Annotated in this window: 17 protein-coding genes, 3 tRNA genes and 1 pseudogene; 11 read left to right on the forward strand and 10 right to left on the reverse strand. The window is 73.2% G+C overall.

Features of this window, described 5'->3' with window-relative positions:
• Positions 1 to 7 precede the first annotated feature (7 nt).
• From ACP7TJ_RS15530 to ACP7TJ_RS15545, 4 genes are all read right to left on the reverse strand, one after another.
• On the reverse strand, positions 8 to 1543 hold the full coding sequence (locus ACP7TJ_RS15530) for a HAMP domain-containing sensor histidine kinase (protein WP_367549085.1): 1536 nt from the start codon (positions 1541 to 1543) through the stop codon (positions 8 to 10).
• A complete protein-coding gene (locus ACP7TJ_RS15535; RefSeq protein ID WP_093764636.1) occupies positions 1540 to 2280 on the reverse strand; it encodes a response regulator transcription factor in 741 nt (246 codons plus the stop codon). Before ACP7TJ_RS15535 ends, ACP7TJ_RS15530 begins: the two co-directional genes overlap by 4 nt.
• A gap of 78 nt (positions 2281 to 2358) precedes the next feature.
• Positions 2359 to 3426 (reverse strand): amidohydrolase family protein, encoded by a 1068-nt coding sequence (locus ACP7TJ_RS15540; RefSeq protein ID WP_427763543.1) that lies wholly within the window; start codon positions 3424 to 3426, stop codon positions 2359 to 2361.
• Positions 3427 to 3487: 61 nt separating this feature from the next.
• Entirely contained in the window at positions 3488 to 4360 is an 873-nt protein-coding gene (locus ACP7TJ_RS15545; protein ID WP_093764202.1) for a DUF2797 domain-containing protein, read from the reverse strand.
• Positions 4361 to 4520: 160 nt separating this feature from the next.
• On the opposite strand from ACP7TJ_RS15545, the gene ACP7TJ_RS15550 reads away from it, so the two are divergent.
• The 3 genes from ACP7TJ_RS15550 (at position 4521) to ACP7TJ_RS15560 (ending at position 7081) form a co-directional block, all read left to right on the forward strand.
• Positions 4521 to 4952, forward strand: a complete 432-nt coding sequence (locus tag ACP7TJ_RS15550; RefSeq protein WP_093764203.1) for a DUF7144 family membrane protein — start codon at positions 4521 to 4523, stop codon at positions 4950 to 4952.
• 38 nt (positions 4953 to 4990) lie between these two features.
• Positions 4991 to 5479 carry a potassium channel family protein gene (locus ACP7TJ_RS15555; RefSeq protein WP_427763546.1) on the forward strand — a complete coding sequence of 163 codons (489 nt, stop codon included), beginning with the start codon at positions 4991 to 4993 and terminating at the stop codon, positions 5477 to 5479.
• 216 nt (positions 5480 to 5695) lie between these two features.
• Positions 5696 to 7081: an FAD-binding oxidoreductase gene (locus ACP7TJ_RS15560; protein ID WP_427763548.1), complete on the forward strand. Its 1386-nt coding sequence runs from the start codon at positions 5696 to 5698 to the stop codon at positions 7079 to 7081.
• Between the two features lie 215 nt (positions 7082 to 7296).
• On the opposite strand, the gene ACP7TJ_RS15565 is transcribed toward ACP7TJ_RS15560, so the two are convergent.
• Positions 7297 to 7369 (reverse strand) — tRNA-Arg (locus ACP7TJ_RS15565).
• 198 nt (positions 7370 to 7567) lie between these two features.
• A tRNA-Ser gene (locus ACP7TJ_RS15570) sits at positions 7568 to 7658 on the reverse strand.
• A gap of 179 nt (positions 7659 to 7837) precedes the next feature.
• On the opposite strand from ACP7TJ_RS15570, the gene ACP7TJ_RS15575 reads away from it, so the two are divergent.
• Both ACP7TJ_RS15575 and ACP7TJ_RS15580 read left to right on the forward strand, forming a co-directional pair.
• Positions 7838 to 8368, forward strand: a complete 531-nt coding sequence (locus ACP7TJ_RS15575; RefSeq protein ID WP_427763549.1) for an SSI family serine proteinase inhibitor — start codon at positions 7838 to 7840, stop codon at positions 8366 to 8368.
• 216 nt (positions 8369 to 8584) lie between these two features.
• Complete coding sequence (locus tag ACP7TJ_RS15580) at positions 8585 to 13651, forward strand: PAS domain-containing protein (protein WP_427763551.1); 5067 nt, start codon at positions 8585 to 8587, stop codon at positions 13649 to 13651.
• A gap of 111 nt (positions 13652 to 13762) precedes the next feature.
• Here ACP7TJ_RS15580 and ACP7TJ_RS15585 read toward each other — a convergent pair whose 3' ends face one another.
• The 3 genes from ACP7TJ_RS15585 to ACP7TJ_RS15595 form a co-directional block, all read right to left on the reverse strand.
• Positions 13763 to 15478, reverse strand: a complete 1716-nt coding sequence (locus ACP7TJ_RS15585; RefSeq protein ID WP_093764208.1) for a long-chain fatty acid--CoA ligase — start codon at positions 15476 to 15478, stop codon at positions 13763 to 13765.
• 84 nt (positions 15479 to 15562) lie between these two features.
• Positions 15563 to 16123 carry a SigE family RNA polymerase sigma factor gene (locus ACP7TJ_RS15590; protein WP_093764209.1) on the reverse strand — a complete coding sequence of 187 codons (561 nt, stop codon included), beginning with the start codon at positions 16121 to 16123 and terminating at the stop codon, positions 15563 to 15565.
• A 260-nt stretch (positions 16124 to 16383) separates the two neighbouring features.
• Positions 16384 to 16674, reverse strand: coding sequence for a hypothetical protein (locus ACP7TJ_RS15595; RefSeq protein ID WP_093764210.1), 291 nt, complete (start codon positions 16672 to 16674; stop codon positions 16384 to 16386).
• Positions 16675 to 17032: 358 nt separating this feature from the next.
• On the opposite strand from ACP7TJ_RS15595, the gene ACP7TJ_RS15600 reads away from it, so the two are divergent.
• The 4 genes from ACP7TJ_RS15600 (at position 17033) to ACP7TJ_RS15615 (ending at position 19370) form a co-directional block, all read left to right on the forward strand.
• Positions 17033 to 17893: a bifunctional DNA primase/polymerase gene (locus ACP7TJ_RS15600; RefSeq protein WP_167741421.1), complete on the forward strand. Its 861-nt coding sequence runs from the start codon at positions 17033 to 17035 to the stop codon at positions 17891 to 17893.
• A gap of 87 nt (positions 17894 to 17980) precedes the next feature.
• Positions 17981 to 18412, forward strand: coding sequence for a hypothetical protein (locus ACP7TJ_RS15605; protein WP_427763553.1), 432 nt, complete (start codon positions 17981 to 17983; stop codon positions 18410 to 18412).
• On the forward strand, positions 18409 to 18945 hold the full coding sequence (locus ACP7TJ_RS15610) for a DinB family protein (protein ID WP_427763554.1): 537 nt from the start codon (positions 18409 to 18411) through the stop codon (positions 18943 to 18945). The genes ACP7TJ_RS15605 and ACP7TJ_RS15610 overlap by 4 nt, the downstream gene beginning before the upstream one ends.
• Positions 18942 to 19370 carry a YunG family protein gene (locus ACP7TJ_RS15615; protein ID WP_387623252.1) on the forward strand — a complete coding sequence of 143 codons (429 nt, stop codon included), beginning with the start codon at positions 18942 to 18944 and terminating at the stop codon, positions 19368 to 19370. Before ACP7TJ_RS15610 ends, ACP7TJ_RS15615 begins: the two co-directional genes overlap by 4 nt.
• A 207-nt stretch (positions 19371 to 19577) precedes the next feature.
• Here ACP7TJ_RS15615 and ACP7TJ_RS15620 read toward each other — a convergent pair.
• Positions 19578 to 19666: transfer RNA gene (locus ACP7TJ_RS15620), tRNA-Ser, on the reverse strand.
• 628 nt (positions 19667 to 20294) lie between these two features.
• Here ACP7TJ_RS15620 and ACP7TJ_RS15625 point away from each other — a divergent pair.
• The gene (locus ACP7TJ_RS15625) at positions 20295 to 21533 is read left to right on the forward strand and encodes a hypothetical protein (protein ID WP_427763556.1); all 1239 of its coding nucleotides are present in this window, start codon (positions 20295 to 20297) and stop codon (positions 21531 to 21533) included.
• 214 nt (positions 21534 to 21747) lie between these two features.
• Positions 21748 to 21930: pseudogene (locus tag ACP7TJ_RS15630) on the forward strand (NUDIX hydrolase); the annotation flags it as partial.
• Positions 21931 to 21955: the final 25 nt, after the last annotated feature.

The following is a 21955-nucleotide window of genomic DNA, read 5'->3' on the forward strand; positions in this document are numbered from 1 at the left end:
ACCCTGGTCAACTCCCCTGTCGTGCCCCTGTGGTGAGGCTGTGCCACGACTGTGGGTCCGGCGCGTCCGGCGCGGCCGCGGGCAGGCGGAGGGTGAACACCGTCCGGCCGGGCACGCTGTCGGCCGTCACCGAGCCGCCGTGCGCGGCCGCCACCGCCTGCACGATCGCCAGCCCCAGCCCCGTCGATCCGGTGGCCCGGGTACGGGCCGAGTCGCCGCGCGCGAACCGTTCGAAGACGTGCGGGAGCAGCTCGGGCGGGATGCCGGGCCCGTCGTCGGCGACGTCCACCCGCAGCCAGGGGCCCTCGTGGCGCACCCGTGCGGTGACGGTGGTGCCCGGCGGGGTGTGGGTGCGGGCGTTGGCGAGCAGGTTGACGAGGATCTGCTGGAGCCGGGCGGAGTCGGCGGTGACCGGTGCGGGCGCGTCGGGCAGGTCCAGGCGCCAGTGGTGGCCGGGGCCCGCGGCGCGGGCGTCGCTGACGGCGTCCACGACCAGCGGCACCAGGTCGGTCTCCTCGCAGCGCAGGGGCCGTCCGGCGTCCAGGCGGGCGAGCAGCAGCAGATCCTCGACCAGCAGGGTCATCCGGCCGGCCTCGGACTCGATGCGGCGCAGCGCGTGCCGGGTGTCGGGGCCGACCTCCTCCCGGCCGCGCCGGGTGAGTTCGGCGTATCCGCGGATGGAGGCGAGCGGGGTGCGCAGTTCGTGGGAGGCGTCCGCGACGAACTGCCGTACCCGGGTCTCGCTCAGCTGCCGGGCGTGCAGGGCGCCGTGGACGTGGTCGAGCATGCGGTTGAGGGCGGCGCCGACCCGGCCGACCTCGGTGTGCGGATCGCACTCGGACTCGGAGACGCGTTCCTTCAGGGTCACCTCGCCCCGGTGCAGGGGGAGTTCGGCGACACGGGTGGCGGTGGCGGCGACCCGGCGCAGCGGGCGGGTGGCGACGCCGACGATGACGGCGCCGGCCAGGGACGCGGCGACAAGACCGGCGGCGGTGACGCTGATCTCCACCAGGATCAGGGTGGTGACGGTGGCGTCGACGTCGGCGGTGGGGACGGCGACGTAGAAGGCGCCGTTGGGCCCCTCCGCGTGGACGACGCGGTAGCTGCCGAGCCCGGGGAGGTCGGCGGTGTGCTCCTGGCGGTCGCGCGGCACGTCCTCCAGGGCGGCGAGCTGCGCGCCGGTGAGCCGTCCGGCCTCGGGCGTGCGGACGCCGTTCACCTCGCGGGAGTCGCTCACCACCCCGTCGGTCACCGTGCCGTCCACGACGGTGGCGCCGACGGTGCCGAACATCTGCGGGCCCCTGGTCACGAAGTCGAGGGGGTCCGCGGGCGGGCCGGGGCGCGGCCCGTCGCCGGGCGGGCCGCCCGTCGCCCGCATCGCCACCTCACGGAGCTGCCCGTCGAGCTGCTCGTACAGATGGGAGCGGAGGGCCAGCGCGGTCACCGTCCCGATCACCGCGCACACCACCGCGATCAGCGTGACGGACGCCACGACGAGCCGCGTCCGCAGCGTGCGCGGACGCGGTCGCCCCGGTCCGCTCACGACACCGCGGGCTTCAGCAGGTAACCGGCGCCGCGCCGGGTGTGGATCATCGGCTCCCGGCCCGCGTCGATCTTCCGGCGCAGGTAGGAGATGTACAGCTCGACGACGTTCGCCTGGCCGCCGAAGTCGTAGGACCAGACGCGGTCGAGGATCTGCGCCTTGCTGAGCACCCGGCGCGGGTTGCGCATCAGGAAGCGCAGCAGCTCGAACTCGGTGGCGGTCAGGTGGATGCTCCGGCCGCCGCGGGTCACCTCGTGGCTGTCCTCGTCCAGGGTGAGGTCGCCGACCACCAGCAGGGCGTCGGAGCGGCGGTCGGTCGCGTAGGAGCGGCGGATCAGTCCGCGCAGCCGCGCGACGACCTCCTCCAGGCTGAACGGCTTGGTCACGTAGTCGTCGCCGCCCGCGGTCAGCCCGGCGATCCGGTCCTCGACGGCGTCCTTCGCGGTGAGGAACAGGACGGGTACGTCCGGCAGTTCGCGCCGGAGCCGGCCGAGGACGGTGAGCCCGTCCATGTCGGGCAGCATCATGTCCAGGACGACGGCGTCGGGCCGGAATTCGCGGGCCGCGCGGAGGGCGCCTTGGCCGTCGGCCGCGCTGCGGATCTGCCAGCCCTCGTAGCGCAGGGCCATGGAGAGCAGCTCGGTGATCGACTGCTCGTCGTCCACCACCAGCACCCGGACGGAGCTCCCGTCCGGCCTCAGCAGTTCGGTGCGCCCCTGGGGCGAGATCGTGGTCATACCGGGCACGATCAGGGAGTCCCCTGAGAGCACCCTTGCGTCTGTCTGTGTTTTCCCTGAGAAATCCACCGGCGTTTCTCAGGCGGGCGGCTCCGGGACGTCCGGCAGACCGAACAGCCGGGCCGCGTTGTCGTGGCACACCGCCCGCAGCCAGTCGTCGCCGAGCCCGAGATCCGCGAGGGCGTCGAGCTGATGGGCGTACGGGTAGGGGATGTTGGGGAAGTCGGTGCCGAGCAGGACGCGGTCGCCGAGGGCGGCCAGCCGGGGCAGCGCCCGCCGGGGGAACGGCGCCATCCGCTCGCTGAAGCCGGTGAACGCCATGGTGGTGTCGAGGCGGACCTCCCGGTACCGCTCGGCCAGGCCGAGGAAGTCCTCGTACTCGGGCATGCCCATGTGGGCCACGACGAGCCGCAGCCGGGGGTGGCGGGCCAGCACGCGGGCGACCGGCTCGGGTCCGGTGTGCTTGCCGGGGGCGGGGCCCGAGCCGCAGTGAACCACCACCGGTGTGCCCGCCTCGGCGAGCAGCCCCCAGCAGGCGTCGAGCGCTTCGTCGGAGGGGTCGTACCCGCCGACCTGGACGTGCGCCTTGAAGACGCGCGTCCCGTGCTCGACGGCCTCGCGGACGTAGGCGGCGGCGCCGGGCTCGGGGAAGAGGGTGGAGGTGTGCAGGCAGTCGGGGGTGCGGCGGGCGAACCCTGCGGCCCAGTCGTTGAGCCAGCGGGCCATGCCCGGCTTGTGCGGGTAGAGCATCGCCGTGAAGGCGCGCACACCGAACGCCCTCAGCAGCGCGGCCCGTTCGCCCTCCTCCTTGCGGTACGTGATCGGCCACTCGATGCCGCCGGTGAGCGGGCCGAGCCCGTCGAAGTACGCCCACACCTTGTGGAGCACGCGCTCCGGCATGAAGTGCGTGTGCACGTCGACGAGGCCGGGCAGGCCGAGGTCCTGCCAGAAACGGCGGACCTTGGCGGTCTCGGCGGTCTCGGCGACCTCGGCGGTGGCGGCGGCTCTGGCGGAGGCGGCGGCTCCGGCGGAGGCAGCGGCCCCGGCGGAGGTGGCAGCCCCGGCGGGGGCGGCGTTCCCGGCAGCCCCGACGGGAGCGGCACCCCCGGCGGGAGCCGCGGGCGGTGTCGGCGGATGGGTGCTCATGCCGGACACGATCACCCGAGCGGGCGGGGGCGGTCCAGCCCCCGGCCTCCTTCCCCGCGGCTCAGAACAGCCCGTCCTGCGCGGCCGGCCGCTCCTTCAGCGCCCGCACGGGCACCTCGACCCGGCGGCCCCCGGCAGGGAGCAGCTCCCAGCCGGGCAGCAGGCGGGTGTCCAGCACGAGGACGCCCCGGTCCGTCGCCAGGTGGAGATCGGGCCCGGCGGCCGCCACCAGCTCCCCGCTCACCGCGCCGCCGGCGGCCAGCTCCCCCACCACGCCCACCGGCGCCGGCGCCTCGGCCAGCCCGAACGCCTCCACGTGGTCGACTGGACGGAAGGGGGCGGGGGCGAGCGACTCCGGCCAGCCGGTGAGCTCCAGCGCCCGCGCGTGCAGCACGGCGATCTCGGCGGCCCGCTCCTCCCCGGTCGCCGGGAGCGCCGCCCGCGCCGCCCGCTTGGCGGCGTAGGGGATGCGGTCGGGCACCCGCAGCGCGGCGCGCAGCAGCTCCTCGGTGCGCCGCGCCGCCATCAGCGGCCCGGTGCCCAGCCAGCTGAAGCAGACCGCGCCCTGTTCCAGCAGCCGGGCGGACCCGCGCCGCTCGGCGGTGATCCCGACCTTGGTCATCCCGGGCCCGAACCACGCCAGGTACACCCGATAGGGCCGGGGGTCGTCGGCGAGCGTGTCGGCGGCCACGGAGTGCGCCCGGTCCAGGCGGGCGCACTCCTCGCAGCGCGGCCCGGTGCTCCGCGCGGACACCCGCGCGGCGAGCGGACACGTGTTCCCCCGTGCTCCCACACAGGTTCGCGCTCCCCCTTCCGCGACCCCGAAGGCCACCGTCTTCCCCCAGGTCAGCGCCGAGCGCCGGCCTCCGTCCCAGATCAGCACGGGGCCGCCCGCCGTCCAGCTCAGCCCCGCGCACCGCCATGCCTGTGCCATCCCGGCCGAGAGTAGAGGGGACCACTGACAACGGGCCGCGCTGCGACGAGAGCCGCCCCAAGAGCTGACCCGGGCTCACCCGCCGAGGTGCCGGGCGGGGCCCGCGATGCCACTCTGGATGAGATCGAACCGCTCGGGGACATCCGGAAGGTCGAGAAACATGGCCAGCAATGTCAGCGGTACGGGTTATCGCGGGGCGGGCCGGGAGGCCGAGAGCCCCTGGGCGGCGGGCTGGACGGTCGCCGCCGCGTTCCTGATGGTGTTCGGCGGCATCATGGCGATCTTCGAGGGCATCGCCGCCATCGCCCGGGACGACGTCTTCGTCTCCACGCCCAACTTCACGTACGAGTTCAGCCTGACCGGCTGGGGCTGGGTGCATCTGATCCTCGGCGCCCTGGTGGCCGCCACGGGCATGGCGCTGTTCAAGGGAGCCACCTGGGCCCGCGCCGTGGGTGTCGCCCTGGCCGGGCTGAGCATGATCGCCCACTTCGTGTGGCTGCCCTACCAGCCGGTGTGGTCGATCGTCCTCATCGTCGTCGACGGCTTCATCATCTGGGCCCTGTGCGCACCCCGCCGCGAGTCCCCGGCCTAGCGCGCGCGCCCGGGCGCCGTCCCAGCGTCTGGCCCTGGGTGATCCAGGCAGCCGGGCTGACCGCGATGGTCACCGCGTACTTCCTGCTGCCGCTGGACGGGCTGGGCCCGGATCGGCCGCTGCTGAGCTGGATGCTCTTCGGGGCGGTCCTCGCGCTGATCGCGGTCCTGCTGCTGGTCCAGGTCGCCCGGGTGCTGCTGGCCGTCCCGGGCGTCCGTCCGGGACTGGTCATCCCGCCGCTGACGTGCCTGTCCGTGCTGGTCTTCGCGACCGCCTACCAGGGGCTCGCCCAGAGCCCCGGCCAGGTGCACGGCATCACCACGCGCCTGGACGCCCTCTACTTCACGATGGTCACACTCGCCACCGTCGGGTACGGGGACATCACCCCGCGCGGACAGTCCGCGCGCCTCGTCGCGATCCTGCAGATCCTCTACAGCTTCATCTTCCTCACGGCGGCGGCCACCGCCCTGACCAACCATCTGCGCAACACCCTGCGCCATCACGGGAATCCGGACCCGCCAGGATGACCCCGCGCCCACATCGCGCACCCTTGTGACCGGCGTCACACTGAAAGGGGCGGGGTGCTTCCCGGGACGCCCGGGGACAGCTCTCCCCAGGACCCCGGACGAACACCGGCCGGGCCCTCTCCTGAGGCCCCCCTGACGCCCAGGACGCCGGTTCGTCCGCCCGCGGGCCCGCATCAGGTTCCGCACTGCTCCAAGGGGTGTCCGCTCATGAGCGGCATGGACGCAACCGCACTGGACAATCTGCGCGAGGCCCTGCGAGGCACCCTCGTGACACCGCAGGACGCCGAGTACGACGAGACCCGCTCCGTCTACAACGCCATGATCGACCGCCGTCCCGCCGCCATCGCCCGCTGCACGGGCACGGCGGACGTGCGCACCACGATCGCCTTCGCCCGGCAGACGGGCGTCGAGGCGGCCGTGCGCGGCGGCGGGCACAGCGGCCCCGGCCTGTGCCTGGTCGAGGGCGGGCTCACCCTCGACCTGTCCCCGATGCGCTGGGTGCGGGTCGACCCGGTGAACAGGACGGCCCAGGCGGGCGGGGGCAGCCTGCTCGGCGACCTGGACCACGAGACGCACACCTTCGGGCTGGGCGTGCCCGCCGGCATCAACTCCACCACCGGCGTGGGCGGTCTCACGCTGGGCGGCGGCCACGGCCACCTCACCCGCAAGTACGGCCTGACGATCGACAGCCTGGTCGCCGCGGACGTGGTCCTGGCCGACGGAAGCGTCGTCACCACCACCGAGAAGGAACACCCGGACCTGCTGTGGGCCCTGCGGGGCGGTGGCGGCAACTTCGGCGTCGTCACGTCCTTCACCTTCCGGCTGCACCCGGTGCACACGGTCGGCGTGGCGGCCACCGTGTGGCCGGTCGAGCAGACCCAGGACGTGCTGCGCTGGTACCGGGAGTTCCTGCCCGCGGCGCCCGAGGACCTCAACGGCTTCTTCGCCGTCATGGCCGTCCCGCCCGCCCCGCCCTTCCCCGAGCCGCTCCACGGGCGGAAGGTGTGCGCCGTGCTCTGGTGCTACACCGGCGACCTGGAGGGCGGACGCCTGGACGACGTGCTGTCCGTGGTGAACGACCCGGCCCCTCCGGCCTTCCACTTCGCCACACCGATGCCGTACCCGGCGCTCCAGACGATGTTCGACGAGCTGGTCCCCAAGGGGCTCCAGTGGTACTGGCGCGGCGACTTCTTCGACACGGTCACCGACGAGGCGGCCGCGGTGCACGAGCGGTTCGGGCGGGAGCTGCCGACCGGCCTGTCGACCATGCACCTGTACCCGGTGGACGGAGCGGCCCACGACGTCGCCCCCGGCGAGACGGCCTGGGCGTACCGGGACGCGACCTGGTCCGGCGTCATCGCCGGCATCGACCCCGACCCGGCCAACGCCGGCCTGATCCGCCAGTGGTGCGTCGACTACTGGTCGGCGCTCCACCCGCACTCCATGGGCGGCGCCTACGTCAACTTCCTCGGCGAGACCGGCGACACCGACAGCGTCCGCTCCACCTACCGCGACAACTACGCCCGCCTCGCCGCCGTCAAGCACACCTACGACCCGGACAATTTCTTCCACGCCAACCAGAACATCCCGCCGGCGGCCTGAGCCCCACCGCGCCGGGCGGGTCGCGAAACGGACCCGCCCGGTGTTCGGACCGGGTCCACGGTCAGGGTGTAGTCCACACCGACCGAGAGGCCGCCCGACCGGCCGCGGATCTTCCGCGTGTGCTCCCCGGCCTCCAGCGCGGGCAGCTGGACCCCCTTCGGTCGCCCTGGTGAAACGCCAGAGGCCCCGGATTGCTCCGGGGCCTCTGGTCTGTGTGCACTCGGCAGGATTCGAACCTGCAACCTTCTGATCCGTAGTCAGATGCTCTATCCGTTAAGCTACGAGTGCTTGTCTCTTCATTTGTCTCGCCGCTCCCGGCCCTTTCGGCCCGCTCGCGGCGACAGGAAGAACATTACATGACTGCCGCCGCCATGTGAAATCCGATTGCCCTACCCCTTGTGACCTGCGGAAACACACTGGGAGGCCCGGGTCGGCGGGGAGAACGACGAAGCCCCGGCCACTGGGGCCGGGGCTTCGTGTTCGGGGCGGAGGCGGAGGGATTTGAACCCTCGATGGGCTTTAAGGCCCAAACCGCATTAGCAGTGCGGCGCCATAGACCGGACTAGGCGACGCCTCCATGCACAACCTGCTGCGCGCGGGCGCGAGTGGGTGGTGCGTGCCGATGATGACACAACCGTGTGGGGTGTCACCAATCGCCCCCCACGGTACTAGGCAGGGAGCCCGCAGGGCAAAGCCCCGAGGAACCGGCACGCCGTCGTGGCGCAACGTCCCGCGTCCCGGCGCGTTGATCACGGCATGACTGCCCTGTCCTCCTTCCTTTCTCGGACGTCCCCCTCTTCGGCGTCCCCTTCCCCGACGTCCCCTCTTCCGACGCCCACACGGCGGCGGCTCCTCGCCGGGGGCGCCGCGCTCGTCGCGGTGCTCGCCTCGCTCGCCGCGTCCCCCTCCCCGGCGCGGGCCGGGGAACCGGCGTCGGACGGCGACCGGCTCACCGTCACCGTGCGGGACGCGGGCGGCGGGGCGGACGGGACGTACGTGGTGCGGTGCCGGCCGAGCGGCGGGACGCATCCCGACCCCGACGGCGCCTGCGCGGCCGTCGAACGGCGGACGCGCTGGGGGCAGGACGCCTTCGCGCCGGTGCCGCGGGACGCCGTGTGCACCATGCAGTACGGCGGCCCCGCCACCGCCCGGATCACCGGCACCTGGGCGGGCCGCCGCATCGACGCGACGTACGACCGGACGAACGGGTGCGCGATCGAGCGGTGGGACCGGCTCGTGCCGCTGCTGCCCGAGGCGGGCCGGGCGGAGGGTGCACCCGGGGCGTAAAGGTCCCGCGAAGGTTCACGGTGCGTCGGCCCAGGCAGGCGCGGCACCGGACGTACCGGGCGTCACATCACCGTCACCTCGGGGTGCGATGTACGTCCCATCCGACGTCCCCGGCGCACCCCCAGCCCTTAGACTCCCTCCCGTGACACGTTGCGGGCCCGTTGGCAAGATGGCCCGAGCGGTCGGCACGTCGCGGTAACAGGGAGGAAGCGTCTCGTGAGCAGCAGGCCATCCCGAGGCGCTGCTCGCCTCGCAGCCATACTGGACGCGCTTCCCGACGCCCTGGTGCTGGTCAACGCCAACGGGACCGTCGTCAACGCCAACACCATCGCCCTCGAGGCCTTCGAGGCGCCCGGCACCGCCCTGGTGGGGCGCGGGCTGCTGGACCTGCTGCCGGAGTTCGACAGCAAGCTCATCCCCGGCTCCATGCGGCGGCCCGACCACATCGACCCCCGCGCACGCACCAAGCCGACCCGGATGACCGCCCGGCGGACCGACGGCACCGAGTTCCCCGTCGAGGTCACCAGCGCCAACCTCGAGAACACGCAGCACACCTACGACAGTTACGGCTACACCGGCGACGAGCTGCTGATGCTCGTCGTCCGGGACCTCTCCGGCACCGTCGACACCGAGGCCGAGCTCGCCCGGTCGCAGCGGCAGACGGAGATGATCCTGCGGGCCGCGTCCGAGGGCGTCGTCGGCACCGACACCGACGGGCGGATCGTCCTGGTCAACCCGGCCGCCGCCCAGATCCTCGGCTACCGGGCCGGCGAGCTCGGCGGCCGCGAGCTGCACACCCTGGTGCTGCACTCGCGCGCCGACGGCTCCCCCTTCCCCTACTCCGAGTCCCCGCTCGCCGACACGCTGCGTTCCGGCCGCAAGCACCGCGTGCGCGGCCAGGTCCTCTACGCCAAGAACGGCGACAAGCTGCCGGTCGACCTCACCACCGCCCCGGTGCGCGACGGCGACCAGCTGGTCGGCGCGGTCATGACGTTCCTCGACCGCCGCCCCTACGACGCGCTGGTCAAGGAGAAGGAGGCCGCCGAGCGGGAGCACGCCGAGGAGCTGGAGCGGCTCGCCGAGGAGCACGGCTCCGAGCTGACCGCCCTGCGCCAGAGCCACGTCACCGAGGTGGAGGAGCTCCGCGAGAAGCACGCGGAGGAACTCGCCGCGTACGAGGAGCGGTACGCGGCCCTCGGCGAGCGCGAGAAGGACCGCTACGAGGCCCTCGCCGCCCGGCACGAGCAGTTGCTCACCCTCCTCGGCCGCTCCCTGCGCGGCCCGCTCGACGAGCTGCGCCGCGAACTGTCCGCGCTGGCCGCCGACGACGCGGGCCAGCTGTGGCCCGAGGCCAACCAGGTGCTCCACCATCTGTCGGCCGGCTACTCCCGCATCACCACCCTCATCGACAACGTCCTCGGCTACCAGCGGCTCGACGCCGGCACCGAGCAGATCTCCCGTACGAAGGTGATGCTCGACGCGGTCGTCGCGGCCGGCGTCGACGGGGCCGTGGAGCTGATCGGCCCCGGCCGGGTGCAGTTCGCGGTGCACGCGCCGCCCATCGAGGCCGAGGTGGACGCGCGGCTGCTCGCGACCGCCCTCGCCCATCTGGTCGCGGACGTCGCGGGCGTCGACGCGACCGGCAACACACCGCTTTCGGCGGGCGGTTACCTGGACAACACGGTCGTCGTCGCGGCGGCCCAGCGCGGCGAGGTCGTCCGCATCGAGGTGCGCGGCCCGTACGGCGGCGGCGACCCGGTGCACGAGCCGGTCGTGCGCGGGATCGTCCGGGCGCACGGCGGGGTGCTCCAGACGCACGAGGTGCCCGGGATGAGCGGCAGCGCGTTCGTCCTCGAGGTGCCGATAGGAGGCGGTGCGGGATCCGTACCGCAGCAGGCGGCACAGCCCGAGGAGGCCGCCGCTCCCGCCGAACCCGCCCCGAGCGGCGGACGGCGCCGGGCGCGGCGTGCGTCCGTCGACGCGTTCCTGGAGAGCGACGTACCGGGCGACGGTGAGGCTCCGGCGGCGGCTCCGGCCGAGGCGCCGCAGCCCACCGGGCGGCGCAGGCGGCGGGCGGCTTCGGCCGAGCCCGCGCAGGCGCAGCCGCAGCCGCAGCCGCAGGCACAGCTTCCGGCCCAGTCGTCCGGTGAGGGCGCGGCCGTGTCCGGCGGGACCGGACGGCGGCGTGGCCGCCCTGCCGAGGACGCGGCGGCCGCGGTGGGCGCCGAGGTCGAACTCGCCGGTGCTGCGGCGGGTGCGGGGGTGTCCGAGGGCGCCGTCGTCACCGCGGCCGAGCACGCGGCGGGCGCCGCGGCCTCCAACACCGGGCTGGGCGGGACCGTACCGCCGCAGGGTGTGCCCGCGCCGTCAGGACGCCGGGCCCGGCGCGCGGCCGGTGAGCAGCAGGCGCTCGCGCCGGCGCTGCCCGCGGCCGGCGAGGCGAACGGCGCTCCCGGCGCGCTCGCCGTGCACGTGCCCGCCCAGAGCGCGGGGCCCGACCAGCAGCAGCCGACGGGACGGCGCCGGCGTGCGCTGGCCGCCGCGAACGAGCGGGCGGCGGCGCAGGAGGCGGCGCCACGCACGGTGTTCGCGCTGCCGCCTGCCGAGGCGGACCAGGACGAGCAGGCGGGGCGGACGGCGCAGGCGGCTGAGGTCGCGGGGCAGGCCGCCGGGCAGCCGGTCGCCGCACAGGCGCCCCCGGCCGTCGCGCAGGCTCCCGTGGCGCCGGGTCAGGTGCCGGGTGGTCAGGAACTCCCGGGTGCTCAGGGGGTCGCGCCGATGGCGCCGGGCGCCGTGCCGAACGGGCAGGCGGCCGGTCCGGCTCCGCAGCCCGCCGCTCCGGGCGCGCAGCCTGTGGTTCCCGCCGCCGCCGGACAGGCCGTACCTCCGAACGGGCAGGCGGCGCCGGTCGCGCCGCAGGCCGTTCCCCCGAACCCGCAGGCCGCCGGGCCGAACGCCGCGCCTGCGGGCGCGCCTCAGCCGGCCACGCCCGGTCCACAGCCGGTCGGGCCCAACGCGCAGCCGACCCCGCAGGCCGCGCCGCAGGCGGCTGGGCCGAACCTCCAGCCCGTCGGCCCGAACGCGCAGCCCGTGCCACCGAACGCCGCGCCTGCGGGCGCGCCTCAGCCGGCCACGCCCGGTCCACAGCCGGTCGGGCCCAACGCGCAGCCGGTTCCGCCGAACCAGCAGGCCACGGCCCAGGCGCCCGGGCCGAACCTCCAGCCCGTGAGCCCGAACCCGCAGCCCGTGCCACCGAACGCACCCGCCGCAGGGCCCGCGCCTCAGCCCGCCGTGCCAGGACTCCAGCCGGTGGGCCCGAACCCGCAGGCTCCGCAGCCGGTTCCGCCGAACCAGCAGGCCGCGGCCCAGGCGCCCGGGCCCAACCTCCAGCCCGTCGGCCCGAACCCGCAGCCCGTGCCGCCCAACGCACCCGCCGCGGCGCCAGGGCTCCAGCCGGCCGGGCCCCACGCCCACGCGTCACAGCCCGTGCCGCCGAACCCGAACCCTCAGGCCCCGCAGCCCGCCGACGCCGCCGCTCAAGCCCCGCAGCCCGCCCCCGCTGCTGCCCCGCAGGGCGTTCCGGGCGCCGATGCCGGGCAGCACGACGCCGTGCCGGTGGACCAGTCCGAGGACCACACCCCGCCGCAGCCGCACCCCACCAGCGCGCCCACCGGCCGCCGTCGGCGTGCGGTCGCCCCGCCCGCCGATGCCGCGCAGGCGCCCGGCGCTCCCGAGCAGTGGGGGACGGCGCCCGCGCAGGGCGCGCCCGCCGCTGCCCCGCTTCCTCCGGCCCAGCCGCTGCCCGCCGAGGCACCGTCCGCACAGGGTGCGCCGCGGTCCGCCCAGCCCGTGCCGGGGGCGGCCACCCCGCCCGCCGGGACCCCGGCCCCGCAGCAGTGGCCCGCCGCCGGTGACACATCCGTCCCCGGTGCGCCCGCGCCGAACGCACCGCAGCCCACGCCGTCGGGCGGCACCCCGCTGCCGCCCGAGGGCGCGCCCGCGCCGGACCGGCGGGCCGCCCAGCCGCTGCCCGCCGAGGCCGCCGCTCCCCTGGACCCGAACTCGACGCAGGGGCGTGCGATCAGCGTGCGGACGCTGGGGCAGGGCGTGCCGTTCAACCGGCAGGCCGCCCAGGTCCAGCAGCCGCCGGCGTCGGCCACGCCGCCCCCGCACCAGCCGGGCGGTTCCGGCCGCCGCCGCAAGCTCGGCACCCGCAGCGAGCAGACCGCCGCGAACGGCCAGACCTCCGCCGGGCAGGCACCCGGCGTCGCCCAGGGTGCCCGCCCGCACCCGCAGGCCGAGTCCGTACCGCCCGCCGGCCAGGCTGCCGCGCCTCAGCAGGACCGCACCCCGGCCGCCGCCCTCGCCCAGCCCCCGGCGCAGGCGGCGCCGGCCGGACAGTCCCGGCTCGCGCCGGCCGCCGAGGCCGCCGGACGCTCGTACGCGATAGGGGCGCCGGACGCGGACGCCGCCGAGGGTCCCGAGCCGCTGGACGGTCCCGGCGGGGCCGTGGAGGTGGCGGACCCGCCGCGTCCGCAGCCGATGGACGACGAACTGCCGCCGGAGCCGCTGGACAACCCGCGCCGACTGCTGGTGTGGCCCGCGCCGGACGTGTCGACGCAGCAGGCGCTGAGCGACCGCGGCTACCGGCCGGTGATCGTGCACTCCCGTGAGGAGGTCGACGCGCAGATTGCGGCCTTCCCCGCGGCGCTGTTCGTCGACCCGCTGACCGGTCCGATCACCCGTACCGCCCTGCAGTCGCTGCGTCAGGCGGCGGGCGCGGCGGAGGTGCCGGTGCTGGTCACGGCCGGACTCGGCCAGGCCTCCCGCGACGCCGCGTACGGCGCCGACCCGGCCGTGCTGATGAAGGCGCTCGCGCCGCGCGACAGCGAACAGCACCCGCCCCGCGTACTGCTGATCGAACAGCACGCGGAGATCGCGCTGGCCCTGACCGGCACGCTGGAACGGCGCGGGATGCAGGTCGCGCGGGCCGCGAGCGACGCCGACGCGGTGACGCTCGCGGGTCAGTTCCGGCCGAACCTGGTGGTGATGGACCTGATGCAGGTGCACCGCCAGGCCGGGCAGGCCGGGATCGTCGACTGGCTGCGGGCCAACGGGCAGCTCACCCGCACCCCGCTGGTCGTCTACACGGCCGCCGTCGACGCGGCGGACCTGCCGCGGCTGGCCTCCGGGGAGACGGTGCTGTTCCTCGCGGAGCGGTCCACCAGTCCGGAGGTGCAGGAGCGGATCGTCGACCTGCTGTCGCGGATCGGGACCAACTGACGGTCCTCCGCGCGGGGCCGGAGCGCTCCGGAAGACAAGCGGAACGCCAGGCGGTGGACGCGGAAGTCGCGTCCACCGCCCGGCGTTCGTCCGGGTCCCGGCCGGGCCCGGTCAGATCTGCGTGACGTCCAGCGTGCCCTCGGCGTACTGGCGGCGCAGCACCTTCTTGTCGAACTTGCCGACGCTGGTCTTCGGCACCGCCTCGATCACCGTCCAGCGCTCGGGCAGCTGCCACTTGGCGATCTTCCCCTCCTCCTGGAGGAAGGCGCGCAGCGTGGTGAAGTCGGCGGTGGAGCCCTCCTTGAGGACGACCGTGGCGAGCGGACGCTCGCCCCACTTGTCGTCGGGGACGGCGACCACGGCGGCCTCGGCCACGTCCGGGTGCGCCATCAGCGCGTTCTCCAGCTCCACCGAGGAGATCCACTCGCCGCCCGACTTGATGACGTCCTTGGCCCGGTCGGTCAGGGTGAGGAAGCCGTCGGCGCTGATGGTGCCGACGTCGCCGGTCTTGAGCCAGCCGTCCTCGCTGAACTTGTCGGCCGGGCGCAGCGGTTCGGCGTCGGGGCCGTTGTAGTAGGCGCCGGCGATCCAGGGGCCGCGCACCTCCAGCTCGCCCGCGGACTCGCCGTCCCAGGGGAGGCGCTCGCCGCCGGGGCCGGTGAGGCGGGCCTCGACGCCGGCCGGGAAGCGGCCCTGGGTCAGCCGGTAGGCGAACTCCTCGTCGGTGCCGACGGCGTGGGCCGGCGGGCGGGCGATGGTGCCGAGCGGGGAGGTCTCCGTCATGCCCCAGGCGTGACAGACCCGCATGCCCAGCTTGTCGAACGCCTCCATCAGCGACGGCGGGCAGGCGGAGCCGCCGATGGTGACCTGGGTGAGGGACGAGACGTCCCGGGGGCGGGCGGTGAGTTCGGCGAGCAGGCCCTGCCAGATGGTGGGGACGGCGGCGGCGTGCGTGGGCTTCTCGCCCTCGATCATCTCGGCGAGCGGGGCGGGCTGCAGGAAGCGGTCCGGCATCAGCATGTTGACGCCGGTCATGAAGGTGGCGTGCGGCAAGCCCCAGGCGTTCACGTGGAACTGCGGGACGACGACCAGGGAGGTGTCCTGGTCGGTCAGGCCCATGGACTGGGTCATGTTCACCTGCATCGAGTGCAGGTAAATCGATCGGTGGCTGTAGACCACGCCCTTGGGGTCGCCGGTGGTGCCGGAGGTGTAGCACATGGCGGCGGCGGACCGCTCGTCCAGCTCCGGCCAGTCGTAGGCGACGGGCTGTCCGGCGATCAGCTCCTCGTACTCGTGCACCTGGACGTGGGTGTCGGCCAGGGGGGAGCGGTCGCCGGGGCCGGAGACGACGACGTGCTCGACGGTCTTGAGGTGCGGCAGCAGCGGGGCGATCAGCGGGATCAGCGAGCCGTTGACGATGACCACGCGGTCGGCGGCGTGGTTGACGATCCACGCGAGCTGCTCGGCCGGCAGGCGGAGGTTCAGGGTGTGGAGCACGGCGCCCATGGAGGGGATCGCGAAGTACGCCTCGACGTGCTCGGCGTTGTTCCACATCAGGGTGGCGACCCGCTCGTCGCCGCTGACGCCGAGGTCCTCGCGCAGGGCGTGCGCCAGCTGGGCGGCCCGGGAGCCGATCTCCGCGTAGGAACGGCGCTGCGGGGCTCCCTCACCGGTCCAGGTGATCACCTGCGAAGTGCCGTGGATCGTCGACCCGTGGGTCAGGATCCTCGAGATCAGCAGCGGTACGTCCTGCATGGTGCTCAGCACGGCGTCCTCCTGGGCGACATTGCCTGGCGTCGGTACGGGTTGCGCTGATTCTGCGCACATACCGCGCGGTATGTCACTAGGGGAGCGGATGATCGATCACGCTCGGGCGGACGACGTGTCCCGTCAGGTTCCGCTCATTCCTCCTCAATTCCGGACAAGTCCTAGCTCGGCGTCCTCGCGAAGCTTGCCGAGCGCCCGCGACACGGCCGACTTCACCGTCCCGACCGAGACGCCGAGCACCTCTGCCGTCTGGGCCTCGCTGAGGTCCTCGTAGTACCGCAGCACAACCATCGCCCGCTGACGCGCCGGCAGCCGCATGACCGCCCGCCACATCGCGTCCCGCAGGGCCTGCTGCTCGGCGGGGTCGTCGCGGACCGGCACCGGGTCCGGCTCGGGCAGCTCGTCGCAGGCGAACTCGTCGACCTTGCGCTTGCGCCACTGCGAGGTGCGCGTGTTCACCAGCGCCCGGCGGACGTAGCCGTCCAGCGCCCGGTGGTCCTCTATCCGCTCCCAGGCGACGTACGTCTTGGCGAGCGCGGTCTGCAGCAGGTCCTCCGCGTCGCTGGGGTTGCCGGTCAGCGACCGGGCGGTCCGCAGGAGCACCGGCTGGCGGGCCCTCATGTACGACGAGAACGACGCGTACGGGAGGGTCTGCGTCGCCGGGGCGGCGGCGTTCGAAGCGCTGGTGCAGACGGGTGTGGTCATGTCGTCCACGCTAGGAGCGGGGCCCGCCCGGCGGATCGCCCGCAGGTCCCGAAGCCGGATCCCCCTCAGGTTGTAGGGGTGGGGCTCACCTCACCTCCCAGAGGTGGACGAGCGGATGAGGGATCCTGCGGGTCGCCCCTGATGTCCGGCGCGCCGCCTTGAGGACCGGCGCCCGGCGCGGCGGCGCCGAAGCGCCGCCGCACGGACCTCCTCCCCCCTGTCCGGCGCCCCCCTTCCCGTGCTCCCCCCTGCCTACGCGGTCAGAGCGCCGGCCACCAGAAGGGGGCGAAGCTGATGGCCACGTTGTCCTCGCCCTGGTTGACAGTCGTGAACGCGGAGCCGTTGACCTGGGCGGTATTGCTCTCGTTCTCGGCGCCGGCCCCTACGGCCTGCTGCTGTGTGGTGGCGGAGGTCCCGAAGTTGTCCCCGCCGACTCCGGTACCGAGGGCGCCGACGCCGTTGTCCGCCGTCGCGACCCCCGCGAAGAGCGCGGCCGCGAGCGGAAGCGCGGCGGCGGCGGCGATGACACGGGCGGTACGGATGCTTGCCATGTTGTGTTCCCTCCAGAACCAAGGACGCACCGGGTCAAGGCCGTCCATGCGTGAACTACGGTCTTCACCAGGGAAGTTGGCCCCCCGCCCTGGCGCTGTGAACGACGTCGCAAGATCAGGATTGCCCAGCGGACGCCGCGGAACCACCTCGGAAGCCGTGATTCGCACGCAAGCGTGAGAAGCCGCCGATAAACCCCGAGTCGACCCTGATTCGGTGCTTACGGGCCCCCGGGTCGCGGCAGCCCCAGCGCCCCAAGGGAGGAAGCGTTTCGGCGCCCACCCGGCCGACCTCCGGCGCCCTGGAGGCGCCACCCCACACCCCCCTCCCTTCTTCGAACGTGTGTACGAACATGGACGCATGGCCACCACCGACCGGCAGGCCACGACGCTGGCCCTCGCACACGCCCTGTCAGCCGCCGAACGCGGACTGGCCGTCATCCCGCTGTCCCGCACCAAGCTCCCGGCCCTGCGCTCCCCCCACCGCGACGACCCGTCCCGTCCGCCCTGCCACGGCGAGTGCGGCCGCTTCGGCCACGGCGTGTACGACGCCACCACCGACCCGGCGCGCATCCGCGCCCTGTTCGCCGCCGCGCCCCGCGCGACCGGCTACGGCATCGCCTGCGGCCTGCCCCCGCACCACCTCATCGGCGTGGACCTCGACACCAAGAACGGCACCGACCCCGGCGCCGCCCTGCGCGCCCTCGCCTCCCGGCACGGCTTCACCGTCCCGCCCACGGTGGTCGTCCTCACCCCGAGCGGCGGCCGCCACCTCTGGCTGAGCGGCCCGCCCGACGTCGTCGTCCCCAACTCCGCCGGCCGCCTCGCCCCGGGCATCGACATCCGGGGCGCCGGCGGCTACCTCGTCGGCCCCGGCTCCCGTACGGAACACGGCAGGTACCAGGCCGCGCCCGGCACCGCGCACCTGGCGCCCGCGCCCTGCCCGCCGGCCCTGCTGCGCCTGCTCCTGCCGCCTCCCCGCGCCCACCACCCGACTCCTCCGTCCGCCGGCGACCACGGCCAGGGCCTGGTCCAGTTCGTCCTCGCGGCGCACGAGGGCCGGCGCAACACCCGCCTGTTCTGGGCGGCCTGCCGTGCCTACGAGGACGGCATCGGCCCCGAACTGGTGGAGCCCCTGGTCGATGCGGCCCGTGCCACGGGCCTGTCCGAACGCGAGGCGCGCGCGACGATCGCGTCGGCCGCGCGCATGACCGGCCACTAGGCCGGCCGTTCCGCCCCCTCACGCCCTCCCGCGCACGCGCCCGAAATTCGAAAGACCCGCATGCACCAGCGCCTTAAAGTGCCGACCATGGCACTCTCCCGCGTCCTCCTCACCTCGGGCCGCTCCGTGGACCTGACCGAGCTGCGCCTGTCGGCGACGTACGGAGACGTGCTCGAGGGATACCCGTGCAAGCTGCTGAACGACCTCGCGATCGCCGGGTCGCTGCGGTCCGCCGAACACGTCCACCCGGGCGTCCCGGTGCATCTGATCCCGCCGCCGCGCGAGTACCCCAACCAGTTCGCGGGCGGCTTCGGCCCGGTGGAGGTGCTGCCCAGGGTGACCTGCGTCGGCAGCTTCCGCTCCGAGGCGCTCGACCCCGGACATGACCGCGCCCTGTACCGCTCCCGCCTCACCGTGGTCTGGTTCCAGCCGACGCCGCTCATCCCCTCGGGGTGTGACGCGGAGACGGCCTTGCTGGACATGGACTGGGAGCAGCTCGCCACCGACGAGGAACTGTGACCGTACCTGCCCCTTCCGCCGGCCGGGTCGATCTGCTCCGCTGGCAGTTCGACCTGACCTGGTCCCTGTTCGAGTACCACCTGGAGCGCCTGGAGCCGGCGGACTTCCTCTGGGAGCCCGCCCCGCTCTGCTGGACGGTCCGCCGGTCGCCCGAGGGTGCCTGGGTCCCCGACTGGGCGGACACCGAGCCCGACCCCGTGCCGGTGCCCACCGTCGCCTGGGTGAGCTGGCACATCGGCTGGTGGTGGAGCGTGACGCTGGACCACGCCCGCGGGGAGCGCCCGCGCGAGCGGACCGAGATCGTGTGGCCCGGCGAGGGCGAACCCACGATCGCCTGGCTCCGCTCCCTGCGCATGGAGTGGCTCGCCCACCTCGACACCCTCACGGACGCCGACCTGGACGCCCCGGCGCCCTTCCCCTGGCCGGACGACCCGTCCCGCACGAAGGCGCACATGCTGGCCTGGGTCAACGCGGAGCTGATGAAGAACGCGACGGAGATCGGCCAACTCCGCATGCTGCGCGCGGCGTCATGAGCGGGGACGCCGCCGCCACCCGGCCCCCGTGGTCCCTGCTCGCCCTCGACAGGGCGTTCCGCTCCTGCTGGGCGGCCGACACCTGCTCACCCGACGACCTGCCCGACTGGCGCCCGGACAACCCGTCCGTGGGCCACTGCGACATCACGACCCTGGTGGTCAACGACCTCTTCGGCGGCGACCTCCTGGTCGCCGACGTCCGCCGGGACGGCTCCCCGCACGGCTACCACTGGTGGAACCGCCTCCCCAACGGCGTCGAACTCGACCTCACCCTGGAACAGTTCCGCGCCGGCGAGGTCCTCTCGCCCCCTCGCACGGTGATACGCCCGCCGGGCCCTTCACCGCGCCGCCACCCCGCATACAAACTGCTCCGCATGCGCCTGACGACCTGCTTGGGCCCGCTTCCGCCGGCGGGCGGCGGCTGAGATCCGCAGGGGGCGACGAACGGGCGAGTGGCCGTGCACCACGGCAAGGGCCCGGAGTGACCGCACGCCGACCAGTACGCGGCGAGGGCGCGCCACCCGGCGAACCTGAGGGAACCGCGGGGAACCCCGGGCAGTCGCGGCCCGCGGACACGACGGCGGCCCCCGACCTGGAACCCAGGTCAGGGGCCGTTCTCACCGCTCATCCCGCGGAGGCGGTGGGATTTGAACCCACGGTGACATCGCTGCCACGACGGTTTTCAAGACCGTTCCCTTCGGCCGATGGAGAACCCACTTCCCGCCCGACCCACCAGGGGTGGAACGGGGACAGAGGGCCAGGGGTCCGTGCGGCGCGAGGACCGTGGTCCACCGCCTCCAAGACGTGGGTCACCCTTGCTCGGGGCTGGCCAGCGCTCGGATCGCGACGTCGTACGCCATGCCCGCGATTGCAAGAACAACAGCAGGCCAAACGACGCTGGCCTGAACGTGGCCAGTGGCGATCGCAGCGGTCAGACCTCCCCCTCCGCCCACGGCTGTCACAGTGGGGATGGCGGGCAACTTAGGCGCTGGCATCTCCAACCGCCAAACGCCACGACGCCTTGTGACCGTACGGTCGGACACCTGATGAGCGACGTCGTGACTCTGCTTGGTCTCGTTCGCGCGAGGCCGGGAGGGCATCATTGACTCCGTTAACTGAGTGCTGGCTCTGGCGGGGTTGCGCGATGCCACCATGCCTCGACAGGCGATCTGCTTTCATCGCACTGAGTGTTGTTCTTCCAACAAACCGAGGTTGTTGGCAAAAAACAGGGGGGCCACGTGCAGAGAGGGACCAAACGGCAAGGGCGGCCATGGACAGAGCCCCGTGGGCGCAACGCTGAAGCCAAAGCCCTGGTCGAGCTCGTGCGCTCATGGTTGGACGAAACATCCGTGAGAGTGCCAGCCCTCCATGAGAGGCTATTGCCCGAACATTTCACGGACGGCCAGGTTCCGCCGCTGCACAAGCTCAGGTCACGCCTCAACGGTGAGGGCATGAATTGGGACCTCGTCGAAGCCGTCCTGGACGTCTGCTTTCCAACCGAGCCGTCCGACCGCACTCAACAACGACTGACACAGGCCAAGAGGCTGTGGGACGCAGCGCAGAGTCAAGCCACCACTCCCGCCCCCTGCACGGAGCCGTCCCCCAGGGAGGGCGAACTACTTGCTGCCCAAAAGTACGCCTTGGAAGCACAGAGCCAGCGAGCGATTGCTCAGGCTCAGGCGATAGAGGCCTATCAGGAGCTCAACGAGGCACGTCAGGCCCTCGAAGCCAGCGAACGCGGGCGCCAACAGGCACTCCGTGTCGGGACCATGCTGTTCGCGATGCTTGGGACTGCCGAGGCCACGGTATTTGATCTCGAACGTCGCATTGGAGCCCATGAGAGCTCCCCCGCCATGCCCCCTGCCGACGACCTGGAAAAGCTCAGACAGCAGCTGCGCCACGCGGAACAACAAGAGCGTGATCTTCGTGCACAGCTAGCCCAAGCGGAAGCTGACAGGACCAGAGCTCAGCAGGTTGCGGGGTATGCCGCTCGGCGCATCCAGGCCTTGGAAGAGGAACTAAGCCACTACCAACAGATCACTGATCAACCGGGGGCAACTGCAGAGCCGAGCTACACGCAACAGTCGGCCCTCGACCTACGCGGGTTCGGCGCAGACCTCCTTGACCTCGATCAAGCTCAGCAGCGAGCACGTTCGATGCTGGACCAGGAGCGAGAAGCGGTCACGGCTGCGGCGTCGGAACTTGGTGCGCCACCCCCGCTAAGTGACATGCCTGGTCCGGCCTACGGCGCGCAGTACACGGCCTTCCCCCCAGGTCCCTTCGGAGGCCCACTTGGGGGCAACCCCGAAGCCCAGTTGTTTGACACAACCCCGAACAACTCGGCCGCACGGGTTCTCAGCCTTGCCCAACAGACCGCCGATCAAGCGTTAGCGGAGGCCAGGGCAGAGGCCAACAAGATCGTTGCTGAGGCACGCAAAGAGGCCAGGAGGACGGTTGAAGAGGGAAGGCAGGAGCTAGCCAATCTCAAGAACGATCAACACATGAGCCAGCGGGAGCGGGCAGAACTCCCATCTAGGCACCATGCGAATGCCCGCGAGGAACTCCGGAGTCACGGTCCGACACCTTGAGGCAATCCGAAGCATCTAAGGGCTCGCCCCGTGGGCAGCAGAACCCAACCATTGCCCCTTGGGTTAACCCGCCCGCCCTCTGATCAGGCCAGGCGCCTGTCAGCATGTGGTCAGCGGGAGGCCATCTCGTCAGGTTGACGCGAATAGGATCGAACCTGCTTCTTCTGGCGCGCAGGTCTGAGATCCTGGAGACCGATCGAGAGGGGCCGCAGGTTTGGAGTGGAAGACCCACGGTGAGCGACAGGTCTACACCAACCCTTGGGTGAATCTGTGTCTGGTCGACGTCCAGCAGCCCGACGGACGTAGGTGGGAGTACCACGTTGTCCGCCTCCGGCACCTGGCCGTTGCCGCCGTAGTCAATGACCGCCAAGAGGTGCTGATGATGTGGCGGCACCGCTTGGGACTGCTGCACGGGAAAGTGA

Origin of the sequence: Streptomyces sp. DSM 41931, assembly GCF_050271085.1 — a bacterium.
GTDB lineage: Bacteria > Actinomycetota > Actinomycetes > Streptomycetales > Streptomycetaceae > Streptomyces > Streptomyces albogriseolus.